The 20,711-nt window shown below is 72.6% G+C and carries 20 protein-coding genes; 12 read left to right on the top strand and 8 right to left on the bottom strand.

Annotation, left to right across the window (positions count from 1 at the left end):
- Nucleotides 1-44: 44 nt before the first annotated feature.
- Nucleotides 45-1,313 carry an FAD-binding oxidoreductase gene (locus tag B9S64_RS33235; protein ID WP_103489775.1) on the bottom strand — a complete coding sequence of 423 codons (1,269 nt, stop codon included), beginning with the start codon at nucleotides 1,311-1,313 and terminating at the stop codon, nucleotides 45-47.
- Nucleotides 1,314-1,574: 261 nt separating this feature from the next.
- Here B9S64_RS33235 and B9S64_RS33230 point away from each other — a divergent pair, with 261 nt between their 5' ends.
- On the top strand, nucleotides 1,575-3,215 hold the full coding sequence (locus B9S64_RS33230) for a CdaR family transcriptional regulator (protein ID WP_103489776.1): 1,641 nt from the start codon (nucleotides 1,575-1,577) through the stop codon (nucleotides 3,213-3,215).
- Nucleotides 3,216-3,385: 170 nt separating this feature from the next.
- On the opposite strand, the gene B9S64_RS33225 is transcribed toward B9S64_RS33230, so the two are convergent.
- On the bottom strand, nucleotides 3,386-3,577 hold the full coding sequence (locus tag B9S64_RS33225; protein WP_103489779.1) for a ferredoxin: 192 nt from the start codon (nucleotides 3,575-3,577) through the stop codon (nucleotides 3,386-3,388).
- Between the two features lie 20 nt (nucleotides 3,578-3,597).
- A complete protein-coding gene (locus tag B9S64_RS33220) occupies nucleotides 3,598-4,815 on the bottom strand; it encodes a cytochrome P450 (RefSeq protein WP_103489777.1) in 1,218 nt (405 codons plus the stop codon).
- A gap of 107 nt (nucleotides 4,816-4,922) precedes the next feature.
- On the opposite strand from B9S64_RS33220, the gene B9S64_RS33215 reads away from it, so the two are divergent.
- Complete coding sequence (locus B9S64_RS33215) at nucleotides 4,923-5,609, top strand: TetR/AcrR family transcriptional regulator (RefSeq protein ID WP_103489780.1); 687 nt, start codon at nucleotides 4,923-4,925, stop codon at nucleotides 5,607-5,609.
- A gap of 54 nt (nucleotides 5,610-5,663) precedes the next feature.
- Here B9S64_RS33215 and B9S64_RS33210 read toward each other — a convergent pair whose 3' ends face one another.
- From B9S64_RS33210 to B9S64_RS33200, 3 genes are all read right to left on the bottom strand, one after another.
- Nucleotides 5,664-6,227 (bottom strand): DUF4126 family protein, encoded by a 564-nt coding sequence (locus tag B9S64_RS33210; protein WP_109492192.1) that lies wholly within the window; start codon nucleotides 6,225-6,227, stop codon nucleotides 5,664-5,666.
- Nucleotides 6,224-6,691 (bottom strand): hypothetical protein, encoded by a 468-nt coding sequence (locus tag B9S64_RS33205; RefSeq protein ID WP_103489807.1) that lies wholly within the window; start codon nucleotides 6,689-6,691, stop codon nucleotides 6,224-6,226. Before B9S64_RS33205 ends, B9S64_RS33210 begins: the two co-directional genes overlap by 4 nt.
- 184 nt (nucleotides 6,692-6,875) lie before the next feature.
- Complete coding sequence (locus B9S64_RS33200) at nucleotides 6,876-7,409, bottom strand: DoxX family protein (protein WP_103489806.1); 534 nt, start codon at nucleotides 7,407-7,409, stop codon at nucleotides 6,876-6,878.
- 291 nt (nucleotides 7,410-7,700) lie between these two features.
- Here B9S64_RS33200 and tsaD point away from each other — a divergent pair, with 291 nt between their 5' ends.
- A complete protein-coding gene (gene tsaD, locus B9S64_RS33195; RefSeq protein WP_103489805.1) occupies nucleotides 7,701-8,753 on the top strand; it encodes a tRNA (adenosine(37)-N6)-threonylcarbamoyltransferase complex transferase subunit TsaD in 1,053 nt (350 codons plus the stop codon).
- 192 nt (nucleotides 8,754-8,945) lie between these two features.
- On the top strand, nucleotides 8,946-10,034 hold the full coding sequence (locus B9S64_RS33190) for a HoxN/HupN/NixA family nickel/cobalt transporter (RefSeq protein ID WP_103489810.1): 1,089 nt from the start codon (nucleotides 8,946-8,948) through the stop codon (nucleotides 10,032-10,034).
- A 7-nt stretch (nucleotides 10,035-10,041) separates the two neighbouring features.
- On the opposite strand, the gene proP is transcribed toward B9S64_RS33190, so the two are convergent.
- Nucleotides 10,042-11,547: a glycine betaine/L-proline transporter ProP gene (gene proP, locus B9S64_RS33185; RefSeq protein WP_103489809.1), complete on the bottom strand. Its 1,506-nt coding sequence runs from the start codon at nucleotides 11,545-11,547 to the stop codon at nucleotides 10,042-10,044.
- 703 nt (nucleotides 11,548-12,250) lie between these two features.
- On the opposite strand from proP, the gene B9S64_RS33180 reads away from it, so the two are divergent.
- The 3 genes from B9S64_RS33180 to B9S64_RS33170 are packed head-to-tail and all read left to right on the top strand — an operon-like array spanning nucleotide 12,251 to nucleotide 14,388.
- On the top strand, nucleotides 12,251-12,700 hold the full coding sequence (locus B9S64_RS33180; protein WP_258037739.1) for a hypothetical protein: 450 nt from the start codon (nucleotides 12,251-12,253) through the stop codon (nucleotides 12,698-12,700).
- Between the two features lie 6 nt (nucleotides 12,701-12,706).
- The gene (locus B9S64_RS33175; protein ID WP_103489804.1) at nucleotides 12,707-14,044 is read left to right on the top strand and encodes a hypothetical protein; all 1,338 of its coding nucleotides are present in this window, start codon (nucleotides 12,707-12,709) and stop codon (nucleotides 14,042-14,044) included.
- Nucleotides 14,041-14,388, top strand: coding sequence for a hypothetical protein (locus tag B9S64_RS33170; RefSeq protein WP_103489803.1), 348 nt, complete (start codon nucleotides 14,041-14,043; stop codon nucleotides 14,386-14,388). The genes B9S64_RS33175 and B9S64_RS33170 overlap by 4 nt, the downstream gene beginning before the upstream one ends.
- 136 nt (nucleotides 14,389-14,524) lie before the next feature.
- Here B9S64_RS33170 and sigJ read toward each other — a convergent pair whose 3' ends face one another.
- Nucleotides 14,525-15,451, bottom strand: coding sequence for an RNA polymerase sigma factor SigJ (gene sigJ, locus B9S64_RS33165; RefSeq protein ID WP_103489802.1), 927 nt, complete (start codon nucleotides 15,449-15,451; stop codon nucleotides 14,525-14,527).
- 100 nt (nucleotides 15,452-15,551) lie between these two features.
- Between sigJ and B9S64_RS33160 the strand changes: the two genes are divergently transcribed.
- The 5 genes from B9S64_RS33160 to B9S64_RS33140 all read left to right on the top strand — a co-directional run bounded on the left by B9S64_RS33160 (nucleotide 15,552) and on the right by B9S64_RS33140 (nucleotide 20,661).
- The gene (locus tag B9S64_RS33160) at nucleotides 15,552-15,914 is read left to right on the top strand and encodes a hypothetical protein (RefSeq protein ID WP_103489801.1); all 363 of its coding nucleotides are present in this window, start codon (nucleotides 15,552-15,554) and stop codon (nucleotides 15,912-15,914) included.
- Between the two features lie 345 nt (nucleotides 15,915-16,259).
- Nucleotides 16,260-17,117 (top strand): AraC family transcriptional regulator, encoded by an 858-nt coding sequence (locus B9S64_RS33155; RefSeq protein ID WP_103489800.1) that lies wholly within the window; start codon nucleotides 16,260-16,262, stop codon nucleotides 17,115-17,117.
- Nucleotides 17,118-17,363: 246 nt separating this feature from the next.
- Entirely contained in the window at nucleotides 17,364-18,455 is a 1,092-nt protein-coding gene (locus tag B9S64_RS33150) for an iron-siderophore ABC transporter substrate-binding protein (protein ID WP_028443602.1), read from the top strand.
- 47 nt (nucleotides 18,456-18,502) lie between these two features.
- Nucleotides 18,503-19,585, top strand: coding sequence for an iron ABC transporter permease (locus B9S64_RS33145; protein WP_103489799.1), 1,083 nt, complete (start codon nucleotides 18,503-18,505; stop codon nucleotides 19,583-19,585).
- Entirely contained in the window at nucleotides 19,582-20,661 is a 1,080-nt protein-coding gene (locus B9S64_RS33140) for an iron chelate uptake ABC transporter family permease subunit (protein WP_051422469.1), read from the top strand. The genes B9S64_RS33145 and B9S64_RS33140 overlap by 4 nt, the downstream gene beginning before the upstream one ends.
- Nucleotides 20,662-20,711: the final 50 nt, after the last annotated feature.

The raw sequence follows: 20,711 nt of genomic DNA, 5'->3' as shown, positions 1-20,711 counted from the left end.
GACCGCCACCGGCCGGGGCGGTCCCGCCCGGTGGCGTCCGCCGGTCAGCGCAGCGGGTCGAAGGGCGCCAGCTGCGGGGGGCGTTCGCCGGTGACGATCGTCTCCGCCAGCAGACGTCCGGTGGCGGGGCCGAGGGTGATGCCCCACATGCCGTGGCCGCCCGCGGCGAAGACGCGCGGGGAGCGGGTGGCGCCGATCAGGGGCAGTCCGTCCGTCGTGCACGGCCGCGACCCGACCCACTCGTCCTGGCGGGCGTCCAGGTCGGCCCCCCGCAGCAGGGGACGCGCGGCCTCCGCGATGGCCTTGATCCGGCGGGCGTCCAACGGCGCCTCCGGCTTGCGGAACTCCATCATCCCGGCGACGCGCAGACGGTCGCCGAGCGGCGTGCAGGCGACACGCTGTGCGGGGAAATAGACCGGGCCGACGGGTACCTGCTCCACGGGCACGCTGAAGCTGTATCCGCGGCCCGCCTGGACAACGGAGCGGACCCCGAACTTCCTGGCGTGGCGGCCGAGCCACGCTCCGGTGGCCAGCACCACGGCGTCGAAGTTTCCGGACCCGCCGTCACCGGTGAGGACGGTGACCCCGGCCGACGCGTCCCGCACCTCGGTGATCTCCGTACGCTCCCGGATCTCGCCGCCCCGGGCACGGACGGCGTCGGCCAGGGCGTGCACGAAGTGTCCGGGGTCGATGTAGCGCTGGCCGTGCAGCCGGATCGCCGCACCGATCTCGTCGGACAGGGACGGCTCGGTCCCCCGCGCCTCGTCACCGTCGAGGACGTCGAACTCCATGCTCTGGCCCGCCGCGTGGATCTGTTCGAGCTCCTCCAGCAGCACCCGTCGTTCCTCGGCCGTGCGATAGGCCGCGAGGAAGGACTTGGCCTCCAGCGTCTCCGCCTCGACGCCGCCTTCGGCCAGGGTGTCGAAGCTCGACAGCGACAGGCTGTTGATGGGGACGAGCGCGCGCATCGCCCGCAGCCACCGGGGCGCGGTGCTGTTGCGGGCGAACCCCGCGAGGAACCTGAGCAGGCTCGGGTTCGCGCTCGGCGGGACGTAGACCGGCGAGGACGGGCTGAGCACCGCCCGTACCCCGTAGGTGAGGACCGCCGGTTCGGGCAGCGGCGTCGCCAGGCCCGGGGTCAGCCAGCCGGCGTTGCCCCAGGAGGAACCCGAGGCCACACCTTTGCGCTCGTACACGGTGACGCTGACGCCTCGTTCCTGGAGGAACCAGGCCGTGGACAGTCCGACCATGCCCGCGCCGACGACGGCGACTCGGCTGGGGCCCGGACGTGCGGGCGAAGGAGGGCGTGCCATGCGGGAACCTCTTCTCAGGGGTGGTGGCACCTCTGATAGTGAGGCCGGCCGGCGGCTTTGTCGTTGTGCGGGGCGGCCAATGAAGGAGCGCGTGATGGTGCGCCCGGCACGAGCATCATGGAGCACAATGGGGCGCATGAGCACCCTCCGGCCCCGGACCGCGACGCGCCCTCCCGCCCCGCTCCGCCCGGCGGCGCGTCCGGCCGTACGACGCCCGTCGGACCGGCCCCGAACTGCGGCCCCCGCCACCGGACGGCGCCCGTGATCACGGTCACCGATCTCGTGGAGTCCCTGGGGCCCGGACTGCTGCGTACGGTCGTCGCGGCCCGGGACGCCGAGGTGCACGACGTCGCCCTGGCGGAACCCGGCGACGCCCCGGGCCAGCCGGGCGAACTCGTCCTCGGGGTGGGTGTGGCGGACCGGGCGGGGGCCCTGGCCCTGCTGGAGCGGGCCGCCGAGGCGGCGGCCGCGGGCGTTGTGCTCAAGGACCCCGTGGCGAGCGATCCGCAGGTGGTGCGCGCGGCCCGCAGGACGACGGGTCCGGCACTGATCGAGTTGCGGCCGCACACCTCGTGGGCCCATGTGATCTGGCTGCTGCGGGGCGTCATCGACCGGGCCTCCGCTCCCGACACCAGTCATCTGGGCACCCCCGGTCCGCACAGCGACCTGTTCGCGCTGGCCGACGCCGCGGCGGAGATCATCGACGCGCCCGTGACGGTGGAGGACGCGCAGTCCCGGGTCCTCGCCTACTCCGCCCGGCAGGACACGACCGACCCGGCCCGGGTCTCCACCATCGTGGGGCGGCGGGTCCCGGCGGACGCCCTCACCCATTTCCGGGCCGGTGGCGTCTTCCGCAGGCTGGCACGCTCCAGCGACCCGGTCTGGACCCCCGCCGGCCCGGACGGCACGCTGCCCCGGCTGATCGTGCCCGTGCGGGCGGGCGGCGAGTGGCTCGGCTCGATCTGGGTGGTGGTCAGCGGGCCGGTGGCTCCGGAGCGCATCCAGCGGCTCAGCGGTGTGGCCTCCGTCGTCGCCCTGCACCTGTTGCGGCTGCGCGCGGAGGCGGGCATCGCCCGGCGGGTGTCGGCCGGTCAGCTGCGGACGGCGCTGCGCGAGGGCTCCGCCCCGTTCCCCGGACCGGGCCAGGCCCCTGGTCTGCCGCCCGGCCCCTGGCGGGTGGTGGCCTTCGGCGGGCCCGGGGGTACCGACGACGTACGCAGTCAGCTGGACCTCTGGGAGTCGGTCGCGCGCCGGTTCGGCTGGCACCAGCCGCTGCTCGCCGACCTCGACGGGCGGCTCTTCGGCCTGGTCACCGAGGGGCTCCCGGGCAGGGCGCGGCCCTCGGCCGGTACGTCGGCCGGTGCGGAGGCGGGCACCCTGGACTGGCTCCGGTACGTGCTCACCGAGGTGCGCTCACACGACCCCGGCCTGTTCGCCGCGGCGGGCTGTCCTGCCCTCTCGGTCGAGCAGTTGCCGCGCTCGCTGGCCGAAGCCGTGGAACTGCACCGGCTGATCGGCACGGGCCGGCTGCCGTCGGGGCGGGAGACGGGGACCGTGCTGCTGGAGGAGGCCTGGGACGCCGTCGTGGTCGAGCGGGCCGCGGACGCCGTCGGCATCGACACGGGCCTGCTCGGCGGGCCGCTCGGCGTCCTGCGGGCACACGACGCGGACCACGGTACGCCGTATCTCGCGACCCTCGCCGCGTGGCTGGACCACTTCGGCGACCCGCGAAGTGCCGCACAGGCCCTGCGGATCCACCCCAACACGCTGCGCTACCGGTTGCGCAAGCTCGACGAGGCGGCCCCGGTGGACCTGGAGTCACCCCGGGTGCGCCTCGCCCTGCGGCTGCAACTCGCCGCGCTGGGCGAACGTCCGCCGGACGGCGGGCCGCCCGGCCCCTGAACGTGCCGGTCGCGGGCGGGGACCGGTCCGGCCTGGTGTGTACGCCCCCCAGGCCCTTGCACGTACCCGGTCACCGGCAGGGGCCGGTCCGGCCCTGGGGTGTACGCCCCGGCTGGCCCGCCGGGGAGCGGGAAGCCGCTCCCCGACGGGCCGCGCTGTCCCGTGGGGCGCTACCCGACGACGCGCACCGCACCCGACGGGCAGAGCGCTCCCGCCTCACGCGCCGCGGCGCCGTCCTCCTCGCCGGGTTCGGCGGCCAGTACCGTCACCACCCCGTCGTCGTCCTGGTCGAAGACCTCCGGCGCCGTCAGCGCGCACAGGCCCGCCCCCACACAGATCTCCCGGTCCGCCGTCACCCGCACGGTCACTCCTTCCGCCGCGGTCACCAGGTGACCGGGAGTTCGTTCACGCCCTGGATCGTGGTCCCCGGACGCAAGGTCAGCTGGTCCACCGGCACCGCCAGGCGCAGGCCGGGCAGGCGGTCGAGCAACGCGGTCAGGATCACCTCCAGTTCGAGGCGGGCGAGGTTCTGGCCGAGGCACTGGTGCACCCCGTAGCCGAAGGCCAGGTGGTGGCGCGCCTCGCGCCGCACGTCGAGGGTGTCCGGGTCGGTGAAGACCGAACGGTCGCGGTTGGCGATGGAGTTGGTGACGATGACGCCCTCCCCCGCCCGGATGTGCTGCCCGTCGATCTCGATGTCGGCCTTCGCGATGCGTCCGCCGGCGATGTCCGCGATCGCCAGGTAGCGCAGCAGTTCCTCCACCGCGCCCGGCACCAGCGACCGGTCGGCGCGTAACGCCTCCCACTGGTCGGGGTGTTCGAGCAGGGTGATGACGCTGAGCGAGGTCATCGACGCCGTCGTCTCGTGACCCGCCACCAGCAGCAGGATGGCGGTGGACACCAGCTCCTCGCGGTCGATCGTGCCCTTCTCCAGCTGCTCCCTGACGAGGGTGTTCAGCAGCCCCGGCCGGGGTTCGGCCCGCAGGCTGTCGACCAGGCCGCCCAGATAGCCCTCCAGCTCGTCCCGGGCGGCACGTGCCCCCGCCGCGTCCGGGGACTGGATCAGCCCCCGGCTGGCTTCCTGGAAGAAGTCGTGGTCGGCGTACGGCACTCCGAGCAGGCGGCAGATCACCAGGGACGGCACGGGCAGCGCGAATCCGCTGACGAGGTCGGCGGGCGGACCGGTGGCGGTCATCTCGTCCAGGAAGCCGTGCACGATCTGCTCGACGTCGGCGCGCATGCCCTTGATGCGCCGGACGGTGAACTCGCTGATGGTCATGCGCCGCTTCGGCCCGTGCTCGGGCGGGTCCAGGCTGATGAACGCCGGCCTGCGGTCCCGGAAGCTCTCCACCCGGCCCGAGGTCGCGGGGAAGTCGGCGTGTGTCCGGTCGGAGGACAGCCGGGGGTCGGCCAGCAGCTTCCGCGCGGTCTCGTACCCGGTCACGAGCCAGGCCTGTCGGCCGTCGTACAGGGTCACCCGCTGCAGCGACCCTTCGCGTTCCCGGAGGTCGTTGTACTGATCGGGCAGGTGGTAGGGGCAGGTGCGGTCACTGGGGAAGGCGGGGGCGCCGTCTGGGGGCGTCGTAACGGTCTCGGTCATCGGTACCTCGATGCACTCGACGCTTAAAGAACGGTCAGTTCTCTAACGGAAGGCTAGGCTGATTCACTCGACGCTCACAACGAGTGCTCGACAAATGGCTGGGAGTCATGCCTCCAACCCACGGGGACGCGCCGGACCGGACGGACGGCGATCATCGGAGAAACCCTCGCCGCAGAGGCGAGGAGCTGGAGAGGGCCATCCTGACGGCGGCCCTCGAAGAGCTGGCCGAGGTCGGCTACGCCGGGCTGACGATGGAGCGTGTGGCCGTACGGGCTCGTACGGGCAAGGGCACCTTGTACCGCCGGTGGCCGAGCCGTGCCGAACTCGTCGTGGACGCCTGCGCGTCCCACCGTTGGTCCGACGCCGAGCTGCCCGACACCGGCGCCCTGCGCACCGATGTCATCGCCGCGCTACGGCAGCTCTCCGCCAAGCTGGCCACCTCGCACGGCGACATCCTCCGCGGTCTGCTCACCGAGGTCGTGCACGACCCCGAGTTCGCCCGTCTGGTGCGCGAACGGGTCCACACCGCGGGCCCGGGGCCGATACAGGGCGTCCTGTGGCGCGCCGTCGCCCGTGGTGAGATCGGCCCGTGGGTCCCCGCCTCACGGCGCGCCACCGTGGCGGTCGACCTGCTCCGCAACCACTACCTGCTCCACGGGGCCCCGATCCCTGAGGACGTCGTCACGGAGATCGTCGACGACGTCTATCTCCCCCTTCTCCTCGCTCCGGCGGGTGCTCCCCCACCGGACGCGTCCTCGGTACCGCCGCCCCAGGGCGTCACCGAGGACGCGTAGCCGTGACGGACGTCGGTGCGTGAGGAGGCCAGGAGCGGGACCGGCCCGGCAGCACTACTCCTGCGGGCCGTCCGGGGCGCGGTCGGTGCCGGGTGTCCCGGTGCCCTCGAACTCGATGGCGTGGCGCGCGTGTCCGGCGCGGGGGCATGGCGGGCGTACGCCGGCCGGGGAGCAGGCGACCCAGGCCAGGGCCACGGCCACGACGTCTTCGACGGCTGCGGCGACGGCGTCACCGGTGCGGGCACCGGCCACCCGACGCCAACCGGCTCCGGCACAGGCGAACGCGCCGGCTGCCACGGCCCCGGCCGCCGCGGCGGCCACGGGCGAGGCGGGCCCTTCCGAGCGCCGGGACAGCGCCATGCCGGACAGGGCTCCCAGGACGAGACGGGGGACCAGCCCGCCCGGAGTGAGACGGCTCGGAGTACGCGGCGACTTGTCCGCGACGAATTCTCCCGTGGCGGAGACGAGCGTCGCACCGCGCACCCACGGCCGCGCCGGCACGGACACGTCGGTGGGCCGCGCGCTCCAGGCGACCGCGGCCATCCCCCACTGACTGCGCAGGCCGGAGACCGCGCCGATCAGCCCGGCCCTGGTCAGGGCCTCCGCGGCCGGGTTCACGACCGCTTCTCCCCGGCCACCACGATGGCGTAGGTGACGAGACCGTAGGCGAGATGCGGTACGGCGTCCGCCACCCAGTCCTTGGCCGCCCAGGTCCTCGGGTCGCTCACCCGCAGTCCCGCCATGGGGAGGTCGGTGGCGGCCATGGCCAGGGCGCCGGTGACCACACCGCCCAGCCACCAGGGCATGCGGACGCCCGCGCGACGCAGCGCGGAGACGGCCACCCCGGTGCCGCAGCCGACGCCGAGGCCGGACAGGGCGCCGAGGCCGGTGAGCCGGTTGTCCCGGGTGTCACCCGAGCCCGGGACCGGGTGCCCCACGGCGCGGGCGAGCCTGTCCACGACCTGGGCGGGGGCGTCGCTGGAGCCCCTTCCCCGCCACGCCATGTCGGCGTAGGTCACGGTGTTCAGTACGGTCGTTCCGGCGGCACCCGCGATGCCACCACGCACAAGGTTCTGCATCATGCTGGACTGGGTTTCCCTTACCGGATTGTCTGAAACATGACGGTCTGAGCCGGACGGCATACCGCCCCCGTACGCCCACACCCGGCGCCACCCCGCGTCGCGCGACGGTCCGGTCGGTGCGGCCCCTAGTCGCCCGGCGGACCACCTCGGCGCCCCCCCCCGGCCCCGGTAACGGCTTGGCCGCTCACAGGCCCAGCTTGGCCCGGGCGCCGCCGACCGCCGCGGCGGGACCTGCCGTGGCCCGGACCGAGCGGCGCACCATGTGCGCGTCGTGCCGCAGGCCTTGGGCGGCGTGACGGCTTCGCCACAGGAGCGACGGGGCGCCACCGGTGTCGTCGGCCGTGATCAGCAGGCCGCCCAGCATGGACAGGTTCTTGAGGAAGTGGATGCGCTGCTGGGCCCGGTCGGAGGACTCCCCCGCCTCCCAGAAGCGGTGTGCCGCCAGGGTGGTGGGGACCAGCGTCGCGGCGAGGGCCAGCGCGGACAGCCGCGGGCAGCGGCCGAGTCCGAGCAGGACGCCGCCCGCCACCTGCACGGCCCCGTTGAGCCGGACGAGTTGCTCGGTGCGGTCCGGCAGCACGGAGACACGGTCGGCCACGGGCCGGACGACGGGTTCGGCGACCGGGGCCACGGCATGGGGACTGCGCACGGAGCTCAGGCCTCCCGCGACGAACATCGAGGCGAGCATCGGGCGGCCGAGGATACGGAGAAGACTCATGAAGCTGCCTCCAAGGATGACCAGCGGTGTGGGGTCTACTGGGATCATCGGGTGCCCCGCCGGACCGTCGCCATTCGGCGCCCGGCGGAATCGCCCCCCGGGAAGGGGCGTGCCACGGCACGCTTCCGGCCCGTAGACCCCCGGGTACGACGGACCGGGCCAGGACGAGCGCGGACCTCCGGCCCTCCGGTACCTCCGCTCTCCGGCAGTCCCCGCGCCCGGCTACGCATCAGCGCATCTCCTATTGCACACTGTGCGCAACAGCGTAGACATCGCAGAAATGGGTGAGGTATGGGTTCGCGGATCGTGCTGGGCATCGAGTCGTCCTGCGACGAGACCGGCGCGGGGCTGGTCCGGGACGGGCGGCTGCTCGGCCACGGGCTGGCGTCCAGCATGGACGAGCACGCCCGCTTCGGCGGCGTCGTCCCCGAGATCGCCGCCCGCGCGCATGTGCACGCCCTGCGCCCGGTGATCCAGCGGGCGCTGGACACGGCCGGGCTGCGGATGTCCGACATCGGCGCCGTCGCGGTGACCACGGGACCGGGCCTGTCAGGGGCCCTCCAGGTGGGCGTGGCCGGGGCGAAGGCGGTCGCGTACGCGCTCGGCGTCCCGCTCCACGGCGTCCACCACCTGGCGGGGCACGTCGCCGCGGACACCCTGGAGCACGGCCCGCTGCCGGACCCCTGCATGGTGCTGATCGTCTCCGGCGGCCACACCTCCCTCCTCCTCGTACGCGATCTGGCCCGGGATCCGATCACGCACCTCGGGGACACCCTCGACGACGCCGCCGGGGAGTGCTTCGACAAGGTGGCGCGGGTCTTCGGGCTGCCGTATCCGGGCGGCCCGGCGATCCAGCGGGCGGCCCGCACGGGGAACCCCCGCGCCGTCGCCTTCCCGCGCCCGCTGCCCGGCTCGTACGACTTCTCCTTCTCCGGCCTGAAGACGGCCGCCGCGCGCTGGGCGGAAGGCCACACCGGCCGCGACCTGCCGGTGGCCGACGGTGCGGCCTCGCTCCAGGAGGCCGTGGCCGACGTACTGACCCGCAAGGCGGTGGCCGCCTGCGTCGAGCACGGAGTCGGCACCCTGATCGTGGTCGGCGGCGTCGCCGCCAACTCTCGGGTGCGGGCGCTGGCCGAGGAGCGGTGCCGGGCCGCCGGGATCGCCCTGCGGGTGCCGCCGCCGGGGCTGTGCACGGACAACGGCGCGATGATCGCCGCCGTCGGCGACCTCCTCGTACGCGCCGGAGCCGCACCCGCCCCGCTGGACCTGTCGATCGACCCGTCGGCCCCTCTGGAGTACGCCGCGCTGCACCCGGCGGCGTCCCTGGCGGGCGCGGCCACATGACCGTCCGGCCGGGACGTGAGCGGGCGCCACGCGCTCCCCACGAGGCGCGGAAGGTCACCGCCGAGGCTTCTTGCCCTTAGATTGCAAGAACGAATCGTGCGCATCACGCGACGAAGGAAGACGCCCATGCCCGCCTCGGCCCCCGCCCCACGACCGGGCTCCCTCTCCCGCCGGCAGCGCGTCATCGGGTCCATGACCCGCTCGGAGTGGCGGCGGGTGGCGGGGATGGCCGCGTTCATCGTGGCCCTGCACGTGGTCGGCTGGTTCACGCTGGTCGCGATCGTCACGCCCGAGCACTACAGCCTGGGCGAGAAGACCTTCGGCATCGGGATCGGCGTCACCGCGTACACTCTCGGCCTGCGGCACGCCTTCGACGCCGACCACATCGCCGCCATCGACAACACCACCCGCAAGCTCATGCACGAGGGCCGGCGCCCCCTGTCGGTCGGCTTCTGGTTCTCGCTGGGCCACTCCACCATCGTCTTCGCCCTCGCCGTCCTGCTCTCCCTCGGCATCAGGGCGGTCTCCGGTCCGGTCCGGCACGGCGGCTCCCAGCTCCACAACATCACCGGCTGGATCGGCACCACCGTCTCCGGCGTCTTCCTCTACGCCATCGCGATCATCAACTCGCTGATCCTGGCCGGGATCTGGAAGGTGTTCCGCCGCATGCGCTCCGGGGACTTCGACGAGGCCGCCCTGGAGGAGCAGCTCGACAACCGCGGCTTCATGAACCGGATCCTGGGCCGGCTGATGAAGTCCATCACCAAACCGTGGCAGATGTATCCGCTCGGCCTGCTCTTCGGGCTCGGTTTCGACACGGCCACGGAGATCGCCCTGCTCGTGCTCGCCGGTACGGGAGCGGCCTCCGGGCTCCCCTGGTACGCGATCCTCTGCCTGCCGGTCCTCTTCGCGGCCGGGATGTCCCTGCTGGACACCATCGACGGCTCGTTCATGAACTTCGCCTACGGCTGGGCGTTCTCCAGGCCGGTCCGCAAGGTGTACTACAACCTCACCATCACCGGGCTGTCCGTCGCCGTGGCCCTCATCATCGGCACGGTCGAACTGCTGGGGCTGGTCGGCGAGAAGCTGGACCTGCACGGCCCGTTCTGGGACTGGGTCGGGGGCCTCGACCTGAACATCATCGGCTACCTCGTCGTCGGCCTGTTCGTCGCCACCTGGATCGCCGCGTTCGCCGTGTGGAGGTTCGGCCGTATCGAGGAGAAGTGGAGCGCGAACCTCCAGCCCGGTGACAAGCCCGGTGATCCCGGCGCCGGACGCTGAACCGCTCTCAGCCCTTCGGCCGGCCCCCGCCTCCGGGATGTCGCAGCCGGATCCAGACGTCGCGCGCCTGCCGGCCCGCGCGGGTCCTGCTGCGCGCGACGAGGGTGCGCGCCTGTTCCTGGTTCTCCACCATGGGCCCGGAGCCCTTCAGCGGCTTGCCCGCCGTCTCGTGCAGGAAGAAGGTCGCGACAAGCCCGATGGCACCCGCCACCATCAGGTAGTAGGCGGGGACCATGTCGTTCCCCGTGGCCTCCACGAGGGCGGAGGCGACCAGTGGCGTGGTCCCGCCGAACAGCGACACGGAGATGTTGAAGGCGATCGACAGGGCGCCGTAGCGGATGCGTGTCGGGAACAGCGCCGGAAGCGTCGAGGCGGAGGTACCCGCGAAGCAGACCAGCAACAGCCCGAGGACCGCGCAGCCGACCGCCGGCATCAGGATGCCGCCTTGCCGGATGAGGAGGAAGGCCGGGATCGCGAGGACGATGAGCGCCACGCTCCCGGCCATGAAGACCGGGCGGCGGCCCCAGCGGTCCGAGGATCTGCCGACCACCGTGATGGTCAGCACCACGAGCAGCATCGTGCCGAGGATCAGGAGCTGGGATCTCGTCTCCGGCTCGCCGAGCGTCTCGGACATGTAGGTCGGCAGGTAGGAGGTCACCATGTAGTTGGTGACGTTGTAGAGCAGCACCAGGCCCATGCAGATGAGCACGGCCTCCCAGTGCCCCGTGAAGATCTCCTTGAGCCGGCCCTTGCCGGACTGGCGTGCCTCTTCGACGGGGTCCCCCTCGGCCAGGGCCTCCGCCTGCGCCTCCTCCTCGCGCTGGAAGGCGGGGGTCTCCTCCAGCTTCAGCCGCATGTACAGGCCGATGAGGCCGAGCGGCCCCGCCACGAAGAACGGGATGCGCCACCCCCAGTCCGTCAGCCCGTCCGTACCGAGCGTCGCGGTCAGGACGGTCACCAGGCCGGAACCCAGCGAATAGCCGACGAAGGTCCCGAAGTCCAGCCAACTGCCGAGGAAGCCGCGCCGCTTGTCCGGCGCGTACTCCGCGATGTACGTCGTGGCGCCCGCGTACTCGCCGCCGGTCGAGAAGCCCTGGACGAGACGGCAGACCAGGAGCAGGAGAGGAGCGGCGAAGCCGATCGTCGCGTACGTGGGGAGGAAGCCGACGGCGAAGGTGCTCGCCGCCATCATGATCATGGTGACCGCCAGGACCTTCTGGCGGCCCACGCGGTCCCCCAGCGGTCCGAAGACCAGCCCGCCGAGCGGCCGCACGAGGAAGGCGGCGGCGAAGGTCGCGAAGGTCGAGACGACCTGCGTGCCCGGTGAGCTGGACGGGAAGAAGACCTTGCCGAGCGTCCCGGCCAGGTAGGCGTAGACACCGAAGTCGAACCATTCCATCATGTTGCCGAGCGCCGCCGCCGTCACGGCGCGGCGCACCTTCGGCGGATCGGTGACCGTCACGTCCTCGGCGGCCAGGGCCTTCTTCCGGCGCCGCAGCAGCGTCCGCAGCAGTTGGTCCGTCGTCGCGGACCGCCCGCCCGGGCTCGGGGGAACACGCCGCCGTCGTCTCGGTCCCGGCATGGGAGTCCCGCCCTCCGCTGTAGCTTCGGCCCTCCGCCGTACCGCGCAGCAACGACCTCGGTCTTCTTCCGGCGGTCCCACCTTCTCCGCCTTCACGGCCGGATGGCGTGTGACTGTGCCGAAGGAGTGGGCCAAAGGAACCCGTACGGACGAGCCCGGCCGGTGCCCGCGTACACCGGCCGGTCACCGAGGCGTCCGCCGCGTGCGCACGGCCACCGCGGGCTTGAGGGTGCGCCTCGCAGGCCCGTCCCGCAGCGCGTGCGTGCCGATCGGCTCGTCGCGGGACGGGCGGGGGCCCCGGCCGGGGTTCACGGCTGGGAGGAGGGGGTATGGCCCTGACGGAGCCGCACTCCGCGCGCAGTGGCCCGGCCGTTCCCGTGGGAGCCGTCGCGGACGCGGGCCACCGCTTCCCTCCCGGCCCCCGGGCAGGGGCGGTCGGAGACAGCAAGGCGGAATCCCCGGCCGACCGGGGTGCTCAGAACAGCGGAAGGTCCGAGGGGTGGCCGTGCCGTTCGCGGACGCGATCCCCCTGCCTGGGCCGCGTCCGGTCGCTTCCGGTTCCCCCGTGTCAGACTCACCTTGCACACCAAGGGTGTTCACACACTTACCGAACGTATCCGAACGGGGCTTGGAAATGGTCTCATGGGAAGAGGAATGGGCCCAGCTCAAAGCTGACGCCCTCGCGCGGCAGCAGCAGTCGACGCAGATGCGGTTGAACCAACTGCCCGCTGACCCAGGCGGGTCCGGCGGTCCGGGTGACCAGGTCCGGGTCAACGCGGATTCCATCGACGGGAGTTCACATCTGCTGATCGAGATCGCGGGTGTCCTGTACGAGGGGCGGATGGACGGGGAGAACGCGACCACGGGACGGGCACCCCGGTCGCATCCCGACGTGGCCGACGCCGTGGACTCGTTCGCCCGCCACGCCAAGGACCAGTACACCGACGCCGTCGTCCTGCTGGCGGCGCTCTCCAGCAAGCTGACGTCCGCGAACAACACGTACGCGGACTACGACGACGGGGCTCGCCGGGAACTGGACGCCGTGCTGGTCTGCGGTCAGTACGTCGCACCCCGGGGCGGGTGAGGCGCCGTGGCCTACCGGAAGGACGTCGAGTTCCTGGAGTCCGCCAACCCGGTGCTCATCGAGCGCGGAGCGGCGGAGTTCACACGGCTGCACAAGTTGATCGAGACCACCGACGACGCCTTCCGCAAGGCGGTCGGGGTGGACTGGCAGAGCGAGGCACGCGTGCTCTACGTCAGGCGTCTTCGTGAGGCCAAGGCGCTCACCGACGCCCTTTCGAGCGCCTTCCGCAGAGCCGGGGAGGCCTTGACGACCTACGCCGAGGCGGTCACCACCGCCAAGAACCACTACGCGAGCGGGAAGACGTCGGAGAGCGGCCTCGCCGCGGTCATGGCCCGGGAAGCCACCGCCGTCACCCCGACCGCGCGCGCGGCGGAACCGCTGAGGCAGTGGGAGGACCTGCGGGGCACCACGGGTGTCCTGGACTGGTTCGCGGAACTGACCGTCGACGTCGACGCGATCCGCGAGGAGGCCGAGCGCTACTACGACCAGACCAAGGGTCACTACGGCGACGCCCGGAGGGTGGAGTCCGAGGCACGCGAGACGTGCACCGCCGCACTCGACGCGGCCCGTCGCTCCGTCCCCGAGTTCAACAGCCCCGTCGCGGACGCCGGACAGCTCCTGCGGAGCCTGGGACCGCTGCGGGCAGAGGCCCGGCAGGCGGCCGACAACCCCTACGCCCAGTTGCCGGGCGCGGGCCCGAAAGTCGACTCCATCCCCAGCACGGGCGGGTCCGTCGTGGTCAACGAGACGCTGATGCGGATCCGGACCCGCGTCGACGGCCTGCCGGAGGGACAGGGGAACAACTACTGGCTCTGGTCCAACTCGGACGAGGGCCGCCGGGAGTACATCTCCGGCAACAGCGCACTCATCAAGGCCGCCGCCCACGATGCCGGGCTACCGCCCGAGATGGTCGCCGGCATCGCGTGGCAGGAGGTCGAGGGCGACCCCGGGTGGCTCGACGACGCGGCGTACGAGGGGCGGAAGATCCTTCCCGGCACCGAGGATCCCGACCGCACGTCCATGGGCCCCATGGCCATCCAGGTCCGCCGCGCGGCCGAGGTCCTCGGCTACGACCCGGACCATCTCACCGACATGCAGCGAAGCGTGGTGGTGGACGCGGTCAAGGACCCGGCCCAGAACATCTTCATCGCCTCGGAGTACCTCGCCCAGCTCAAGGCGGAGAGCGGGTTCGCCGACATACCTCCGGAGCAGATGACGCGCGCCCAGATGCAGGAACTGGCCGCCCGCTACAACGGCGGCCCCTACTACGAGGACCCGAACGCACAGGCGTACGGCCGGGGCTTCGACCGGAAACTCGACGACGCGACGGAGGCGCTGAGGTGAACCCGGGCACCGGTTCGTCCACGAGGACGCGCGAGCACCGGTCCCAGGCTCCGGGACGGCTGGGCACCGGTGTGTGCGCCGTCGTTCTGTCCCTGGGAGCACTGGCGACGGGCTATGTCGTGCTCACCGCCTACATGGTCGAGCCCGATGGTCCGTGGGACACGCAGGCCGTCACCAACTCCGGTGTCGCGGGTGGCGTCGGCCTGGCACTGTCCGCCGTGACGGCGCTGCTGACGTGGCTCTTCGTCAGGGCCGAATGGCTTCGGAGGTGGTGGTACGCCCTCCCCGTCGCCTTCGCCGTCGCCGCCCTGCTGCGCCTCACCCTGCTCGCACCCGGCCTCTGAGCGGTCGGGGCGGCGGGCGAGGCCTGGGCCCACCCTGTCTCTCCCCGGCCGGTCTCGCACCGAGGGCCCCGCCGTCGGCCGCGAGCACGTACCGCTCGCTGCGAGCGGCCCAGGCGTCCCGGACGGGACATGGAGGTCAGGACTCCTCGCCGCCGCGGGAGCCCTGGCCGTCCCGTGCCCACGGCCGCAGCTTGTCCGGATTGCGGACCACCCAGATCCGGGTGACGTGGCCGTGGACGACATCGAACGAGGCGACGGTCATGACGACGCCGGCACGCCGGGCGACCAGGCCAGGCACACCGTTGACCGACCGCTCCAGGAGTTCGAGCCCCGGAGCCTGGTCGGCGACGGCGACCATGTACCGGGCGATGCGCGCGGCGCCCTCGACCGGGTGCGGGGCGGCCCCGGCCACGCCGCCGCCGTCCGCGGTCATCACGGCGGCCGGGTCGAGGAGGTCGACGAGGGCCGCGATGTCCTTGGTCTCCCACGCCGCTCTGACCCGCCGCACCACGTCGGCGTGCCCGTCCGCCGCCACCGGGGTACGCGCCCCCTCCGCCCGCCGTCGGGCGGAGGCCGCCAACTGCTTGCAGGCCCCGGGGGTCCGGCCGAGGACACCGGAGATCTCGGCGAAGGGGTACCGGAAGACGTCGTGCAGGACGAACGCCACCCGCTCGGCGGGTGTCATCGACTCCAGGACGACGAGGAAGGCCATGGTCACCGATTCGTCCAGGACGATCCGGTCGGCGGGGTCGGCGCCATGGCCGTGGTCCCACTCGGCGCGGTCGGGCAGCGGCTCGGGCAGCCACGCGCCGACATAGCGTTCACGCCGGGCCCGCGCCGAGCCGAGCACGTCCAGGCAGACGCGGCCGGTCACCGTCGTCAGCCAGGCTCCCCGGGACACGATCTCCTCGCGCCGCCGTCGCGGCAGCGCGTACCAGCGCGCGTACGCCTCCTGTACGGCGTCCTCGGCCTCGGCCAGTGAGCCCAGCAACCGGTAGGCGACGTTGATCAGTTGGCGCCTGTCACCGGCTTCCCCCTCGGTGCCCGCCCCCGCCGCCCCCATGCTCCCGCCCCGCCTTCTCGCCTTACCTTCCGCGGGCCCGCGTCGTCGGACCGGTGAGACCTTATCCATCACCGCCCCCGGGCGGGAAAGGGGACCCGGCATGGCCACCCAGGTGACGGCGCGGCGCGATTTCTCGTTTCTGCGGATCGCGATCGCCTTGCAGACCTTGACCATCTTCCTTCAGGCGATATCCGCCGGACTGCTGCTGACCGCGTCCTACGGAGAGACGTTGCACGGTGTCGGAGCCCGTGTGATGTACGGGGCGTCGATGCTGTACGTGCTGGCGGCGGTACTGGCGTGGAAGCCGGGCGGCGGCTCGCCCCGGCCCGTCTGGCACGCGTCCGGCTTCCTCGTCCTCGCCTCGGTCCAGGTCGTGCTCGGCATCGCGCACGTGCCGTCGGTCCATATCCCGCTGGGCGTACTGATGTTCGGGCTGAGCGTGCTGGCGCTGGCGCGGCGCTGAAGCCCGGCACGGGGACACACCGGGTCGCACGCGGTGGCCGGCTGACGTGGGCACCGATCCGCCGCGCGGCATCGGCGACGCTCCCGGCGCTTCGGGCCGGACTCCGCCCGGAGCGCGCGCGGGCCCGGAGCCAGGCGCCGCGCACGCTGACGTACCTCCCCTGCCTCTCGTACGCACGCGCCAGGGCGGTGGAGGCAGGTCCCGGGCGCGCACAGGGGCCCGCGAGCAGATGGTGGCGCGATGGCGACGGCCGGAGCCGCCGGAACCGACCCTCGACGGATGCCGCGCCGTCCGGGCCTCTGTGCCGGGCCCGGGACGAGCGATAAGTTAGGGTAGCCTAAGTTCATGCTGGCTACAGTCCCGGTCCGCGAGCGCGGCAAGGCGCCCCCGGCGGTCGCGCTCCGATGGGCCGAGCCGTCGGCGGGCGGCATCGAAGTGTCCGCCCCCTACCTGCTCACCACCGCCGTCTTCGACGGCTCCCCGCCGGCGGTACCGGTCACCACCGGTGTGCACACCCACGCCGACGGTCTGCTGGTCTGGCCGCACCACGGTTCACTGACGCTGCACACCCGCAACACGGTGCGCCGGCTCGTACCCGGCCAGGGGTTCTGGCTGCCGCCCGGCACCCCGCACGACGCCTCGACCGACGCGGGCAGCGTGAGCTGCTACACGTACGTGACCCGGGCGGCGATCCCGCCGCACTGGCTCACTCCGCGCCCGCTGCGCGTGCGGCGCGCCCTCCAGGAGATGCTGCTCCACCTCGACGCCACCTCGATGCCGGACGACCTCCGGCTGCGGACCCAGCGCGTCGTCATCGACCTGCTGGAGGAGGACCCGCATCCGGCCATCGACGTCCCCGTCCCCGAGGACGGGCGGATCCGCGCCCTGGCCTACGACGTGATGCGCGATCCGGAGAGCGACCTCTCGCTGGAGGCGTGGGCGGCACGGCACGCGCTGAGCGTACGTACCGTCACCCGGGCGTTCAGCCACGACGTCGGCATGTCCTTCGCACGGTGGCGTTCGCTGGTCCGGATGTCCGCGGCGACGACGCTGCTGGCCGAGGGCCGTCCGGTCAACCTGGTCGCACACCGCTGCGGCTACTCCACGACGAGCGCGTTCTCCGCCGCCTTCCGCCGGGTGACGGGCGTCAGCCCGACCGAGTATCTGCGCGAGCAGGCGGTACCGGCGCAAGCCGACCACTGAGCGGGGCCCTTCACGTACCGGAACCGCCTCACCCCGGGTACCACCGCCGATTCGGGACATGGCCGATTCTCGACACATCGTGGCCAGTCCGCGTCCCCCGTCGACGACCCGGCCCTCTAGCGTTCATTTAGGTGAGGGTTACCTAAGTAGGGCGTGGGTTCGATCGCATACGCGTCTCCCCGCCGAGGTCACCGTCCCCCGATCCGCCGTCGCACCACCGCGGCGTGCGCAGAACCGAGGAGAAGCATGTCCATATCCATCCCGGCCGGACGCGGGCCGGGCGCTGTGGTGCGCCTCATGGCGCTGGTGTTCGCGGCCGTCGTCGTGCTGGCCGGCTGCGGCAGCGGCGGGGCCGAGCCGGACACGGCCAAGGCGAAGACCGGTGCCGCCTCGGGCGGATTCCCCGTGAGCATCAAGCACGGCCACGGGACCACGACGATCAAGGAGAAGCCGAAGCGCGTCGTGGCGGTCAGCTGGATGTCGCTGGACGTGGTCGCGGCGCTGGGCACGGTTCCGGTCGGCGTCGACGAGCAGTGGGGCGGCGACGAGCAGGGCTACACCCCGTGGTTCCGCGGCACGGTCGAGAAGCTCGGCGGGCCGCTGCCCGAGATCCTGAACTACGGGGACGCGGGCGAGATCGACTTCGAGCAGATCCTCTCGCTGGAGCCGGACCTCATCGTCGGCCTGTACTCCGGCATCACCGATGTCGACTACAAGCGCCTTTCCGAGATCGCTCCCACCGTCCCGTACCTGAACAAGCCCTGGGACGGCGGGACCTGGCAGGAGATGACCCGCACGATCGGCAAGGCGATGGGCGAGACGAAGAAGGCCGAGAGCCTCGTCACCGACGTCCAGGGCCGGCTGACCGCGGTGACCGCGGAGCATCCGGAGTTCAAGGACAAGACCTTCGCCTACGGGCTCGCCCTCACCCCGGGGTCCACGGAGGTCGGTCTGTACCTCAACTACGACGCCCGCGTCCGGCTGCTGACCGAGATGGGCTTCAAGAACACCCCCTCGATGGAGTCGATCGCGTCCACGGCGAAGGGCACCAACTGGTACGGCGGAATCAGCCTGGAGAAGCTCGACACGATCGAGGCCGACGTCTTCGTCGGCTGGGCCAACGGCGCCGACGAGGTCCCCTACACCCTCAAGGACCCGCTGTTCACCCGCTGGAAGCCGATCGCGGGCAAGAACTACGCGTTCGTGCAGGACGCGACGCTGGGCATGGCCACCAGCGGACCGTCGGTGCTCTCCATCCCGTGGGCGCTGGAGCGCTACGTCCCGATGCTCGCCGACGCCGTCGCGGGCAAGGGCGACCGCATCGGCGCGGACTCCTGACCGCCGTCCGCCGCCCCCACAGGTGACACCTCCTGCCTAGGACAACCATGACCACCGCCTCACCCACGGGTGACCTCACCACCGGTACGGCGCGCGATGTACCGGGCCCGCGCCGCGGCGCGGGCCCGGCCCGGCGCACCCGGACCCGCCTGCTGATCCTGCTGACCGCGACCGGGCTGCTGCTCGTCCTCGCCGTCCTCAGCGTGATGGTCGGCGCCCGTCCCATCGCTCCCGGCACGGTGTGGGACGCGCTGTTCCGCTTCGACAGCTCCGACGAACACGTGATGGTGCGCGAACTGCGCGTACCGCGCACCGTGATCGGGCTGCTCGTCGGCGCGGCCCTCGGCCTCAGCGGCGCGCTGATCCAGGCCTTCACCCGTAACCCCCTGGCCGATCCCGGCATCCTCGGTGTGAACGCGGGCGCGAGCCTCGCGGTGACGTTCGCCGTCGCCGTACTCGGGTACACCGGCGCCGGCCAGTTCATCTGGTTCGCGCTGGCGGGGGCCTTCGGGCTCACCGTGCTCGTCTACACGCTCGGCTCGGTCGGCGCCGACCGGGGCAGCCCGGCGAAACTCACCCTCGCGGGCGTCGCGTTCACCGCCGTGTGCGGCGGGTTCACCTCCGCCATGGCGCTCAAGAACACGACGACGTTCGACGTCATGCGGTTCTGGGGCGTCGGCTCCATCGGCGGACGGTCGCTCGACATCCTTCCCGTCGCCCTGCCCCTGATCGGCGCCGGACTCCTGCTCGGGCTGTGCAGCGCCGGTTCGCTCAACGCCCTGGCGCTGGGCGACGACCTCGCGCGGTCCCTGGGCACCCGTCTCGCCCTGACCCGGGTGGTCCTGGTCCTCGCCGTCACCCTGCTGGCCGGGACCTCCGTCGCCGTCGCCGGTCCGATCGCGTTCGTCGGGCTGATGGTGCCGCACATCGTGCGCTGGTTCGTGGGACCCGACCAGCGCTGGATCCTGCCCGTCACGATCATCGCCGCGCCCGCCTTCCTGCTGGCCGCCGACATCATCGGACGCGTGGTCCTGCCCTCCGGCGAGATGCGGGTCGGGCTCGTCACCGCGCTCGTCGGCGCGCCCGTCCTCGTCGCGCTCGGCCGGCGCCGGAAGGTGAGCACCCTGTGACCAGCCGAACAACGCTTCTGCCCGCGCCGGACCGGGTCGACTTCGGCCGGACCGTCTGGACCTGGCGGCGGGCCGGAACGGCCCTGCGCGTCGACCGCCGCTCCGTCCTCGTCTGCGCCGCCCTGGCCGTCGTCCTGGCCGCCCTCGCCGTCCTCACCCTCGGCACCGGATCCCTCTCGTTCACCCCGGCGCAGGTGCTGTCCGCCCTGTTCGACCCGGACGCCGACTCCCGGGCGCGGCTGGTGGTCGTGAACTGGCGGCTGCCCCGGCTGCTGTTCGCGATCGTCTGCGGAGCGGCGCTCGCCATCAGCGGCGCGCTCTTCCAGTCGCTCACCAAGAACCCGCTGGGTTCGCCCGACGTGATCGGCTTCGCCTCCGGTTCGTACGCGGGCGCGAGCGTCGTGATGCTTCTGCTCGGCACCGCCGACTACCTGGCGGTCGCCTCGGGTTCGCTGATCGGCGGGGCGCTCACCGCGTTCCTGGTGTATCTGCTGGCCTACCGCAACGGGCTGGCCCCCTTCCGCCTCATCATCGTCGGGATCGCCGTCGGCGCGTTCCTCAGCTCCCTCACCTCGATGATGCTCCTGTCCGTCAGCCCGCAGCAGGCGATGCTGGCGGCGACCTGGGGAGCGGGTTCCCTCAGCGGACTCGGCTTCGAGCAACTGCGGGCGACGGCGGTCGCCTTCGTCGTCCTGCTGATCTGCTCGGCGGCCGTGGTGCGGCCCCTGGTCCATCTGGAGCTGGGCGACGACGCGGCCGTGGCCCTCGGGATCCGCGCGCAGCGCGCACGGCTCGCGGCCACGCTCGTCGGGGTGGCGCTCACCGCGCTGGTGACCGCGGCCGTCGGCCCGATCTCGTTCATCGCGCTCGCCGCACCACAGATCGCCCAGCGCCTGACGCGCGCCTCCACCACGGTGCGGATCGTCCCGGCGGCGCTGACCGGCGCCGTGATCCTCGTCGGTGCCGACTTCGTCGCCCAGCGCGTCGACCTGCCCGTGGGGGTCGTCACGGTGTGCGTCGGCGGGGCCTATCTGGCCTGGCTGCTCGCCCGCCGGTACACGGGGCGGCGCGCATGACCGCACCGGCCCCGCCGCCCCGGCCCCGCCCCGTCGCCCCCACCGCTCCG

This window comes from Streptomyces sp. SM18 (genome assembly GCF_002910775.2).
Taxonomy (GTDB): domain Bacteria; phylum Actinomycetota; class Actinomycetes; order Streptomycetales; family Streptomycetaceae; genus Streptomyces; species Streptomyces halstedii.
The sequence above is the reverse complement of the archived record's forward strand: the minus strand, read 5'-3'. Positions and strand labels throughout refer to the sequence as shown.

Excerpts from the sequence above, each read along its gene's own strand:
- B9S64_RS33235 (WP_103489775.1), bottom strand. The coding sequence starts at position 1,313 with ATGGCACGCCCTCCTTCGCCCGCACGTCCGGGCCCCAGCCGAGTCGCC.
- B9S64_RS33220 (WP_103489777.1), bottom strand. The coding sequence starts at position 4,815 with ATGACCGAGACCGTTACGACGCCCCCAGACGGCGCCCCCGCCTTCCCC.
- B9S64_RS33215 (WP_103489780.1), top strand. The coding sequence starts at position 4,923 with ATGCCTCCAACCCACGGGGACGCGCCGGACCGGACGGACGGCGATCAT.
- B9S64_RS33205 (WP_103489807.1), bottom strand. The coding sequence starts at position 6,691 with ATGATGCAGAACCTTGTGCGTGGTGGCATCGCGGGTGCCGCCGGAACG.
- B9S64_RS33200 (WP_103489806.1), bottom strand. The coding sequence starts at position 7,409 with ATGAGTCTTCTCCGTATCCTCGGCCGCCCGATGCTCGCCTCGATGTTC.
- tsaD (WP_103489805.1), top strand. The coding sequence starts at position 7,701 with ATGGGTTCGCGGATCGTGCTGGGCATCGAGTCGTCCTGCGACGAGACC.
- B9S64_RS33190 (WP_103489810.1), top strand. The coding sequence starts at position 8,946 with ATGACCCGCTCGGAGTGGCGGCGGGTGGCGGGGATGGCCGCGTTCATC.
- B9S64_RS33180 (WP_258037739.1), top strand. The coding sequence starts at position 12,251 with ATGGTCTCATGGGAAGAGGAATGGGCCCAGCTCAAAGCTGACGCCCTC.
- sigJ (WP_103489802.1), bottom strand. The coding sequence starts at position 15,451 with ATGGGGGCGGCGGGGGCGGGCACCGAGGGGGAAGCCGGTGACAGGCGC.
- B9S64_RS33160 (WP_103489801.1), top strand. The coding sequence starts at position 15,552 with ATGGCCACCCAGGTGACGGCGCGGCGCGATTTCTCGTTTCTGCGGATC.
- B9S64_RS33155 (WP_103489800.1), top strand. The coding sequence starts at position 16,260 with ATGCTGGCTACAGTCCCGGTCCGCGAGCGCGGCAAGGCGCCCCCGGCG.
- B9S64_RS33150 (WP_028443602.1), top strand. The coding sequence starts at position 17,364 with ATGTCCATATCCATCCCGGCCGGACGCGGGCCGGGCGCTGTGGTGCGC.
- B9S64_RS33145 (WP_103489799.1), top strand. The coding sequence starts at position 18,503 with ATGACCACCGCCTCACCCACGGGTGACCTCACCACCGGTACGGCGCGC.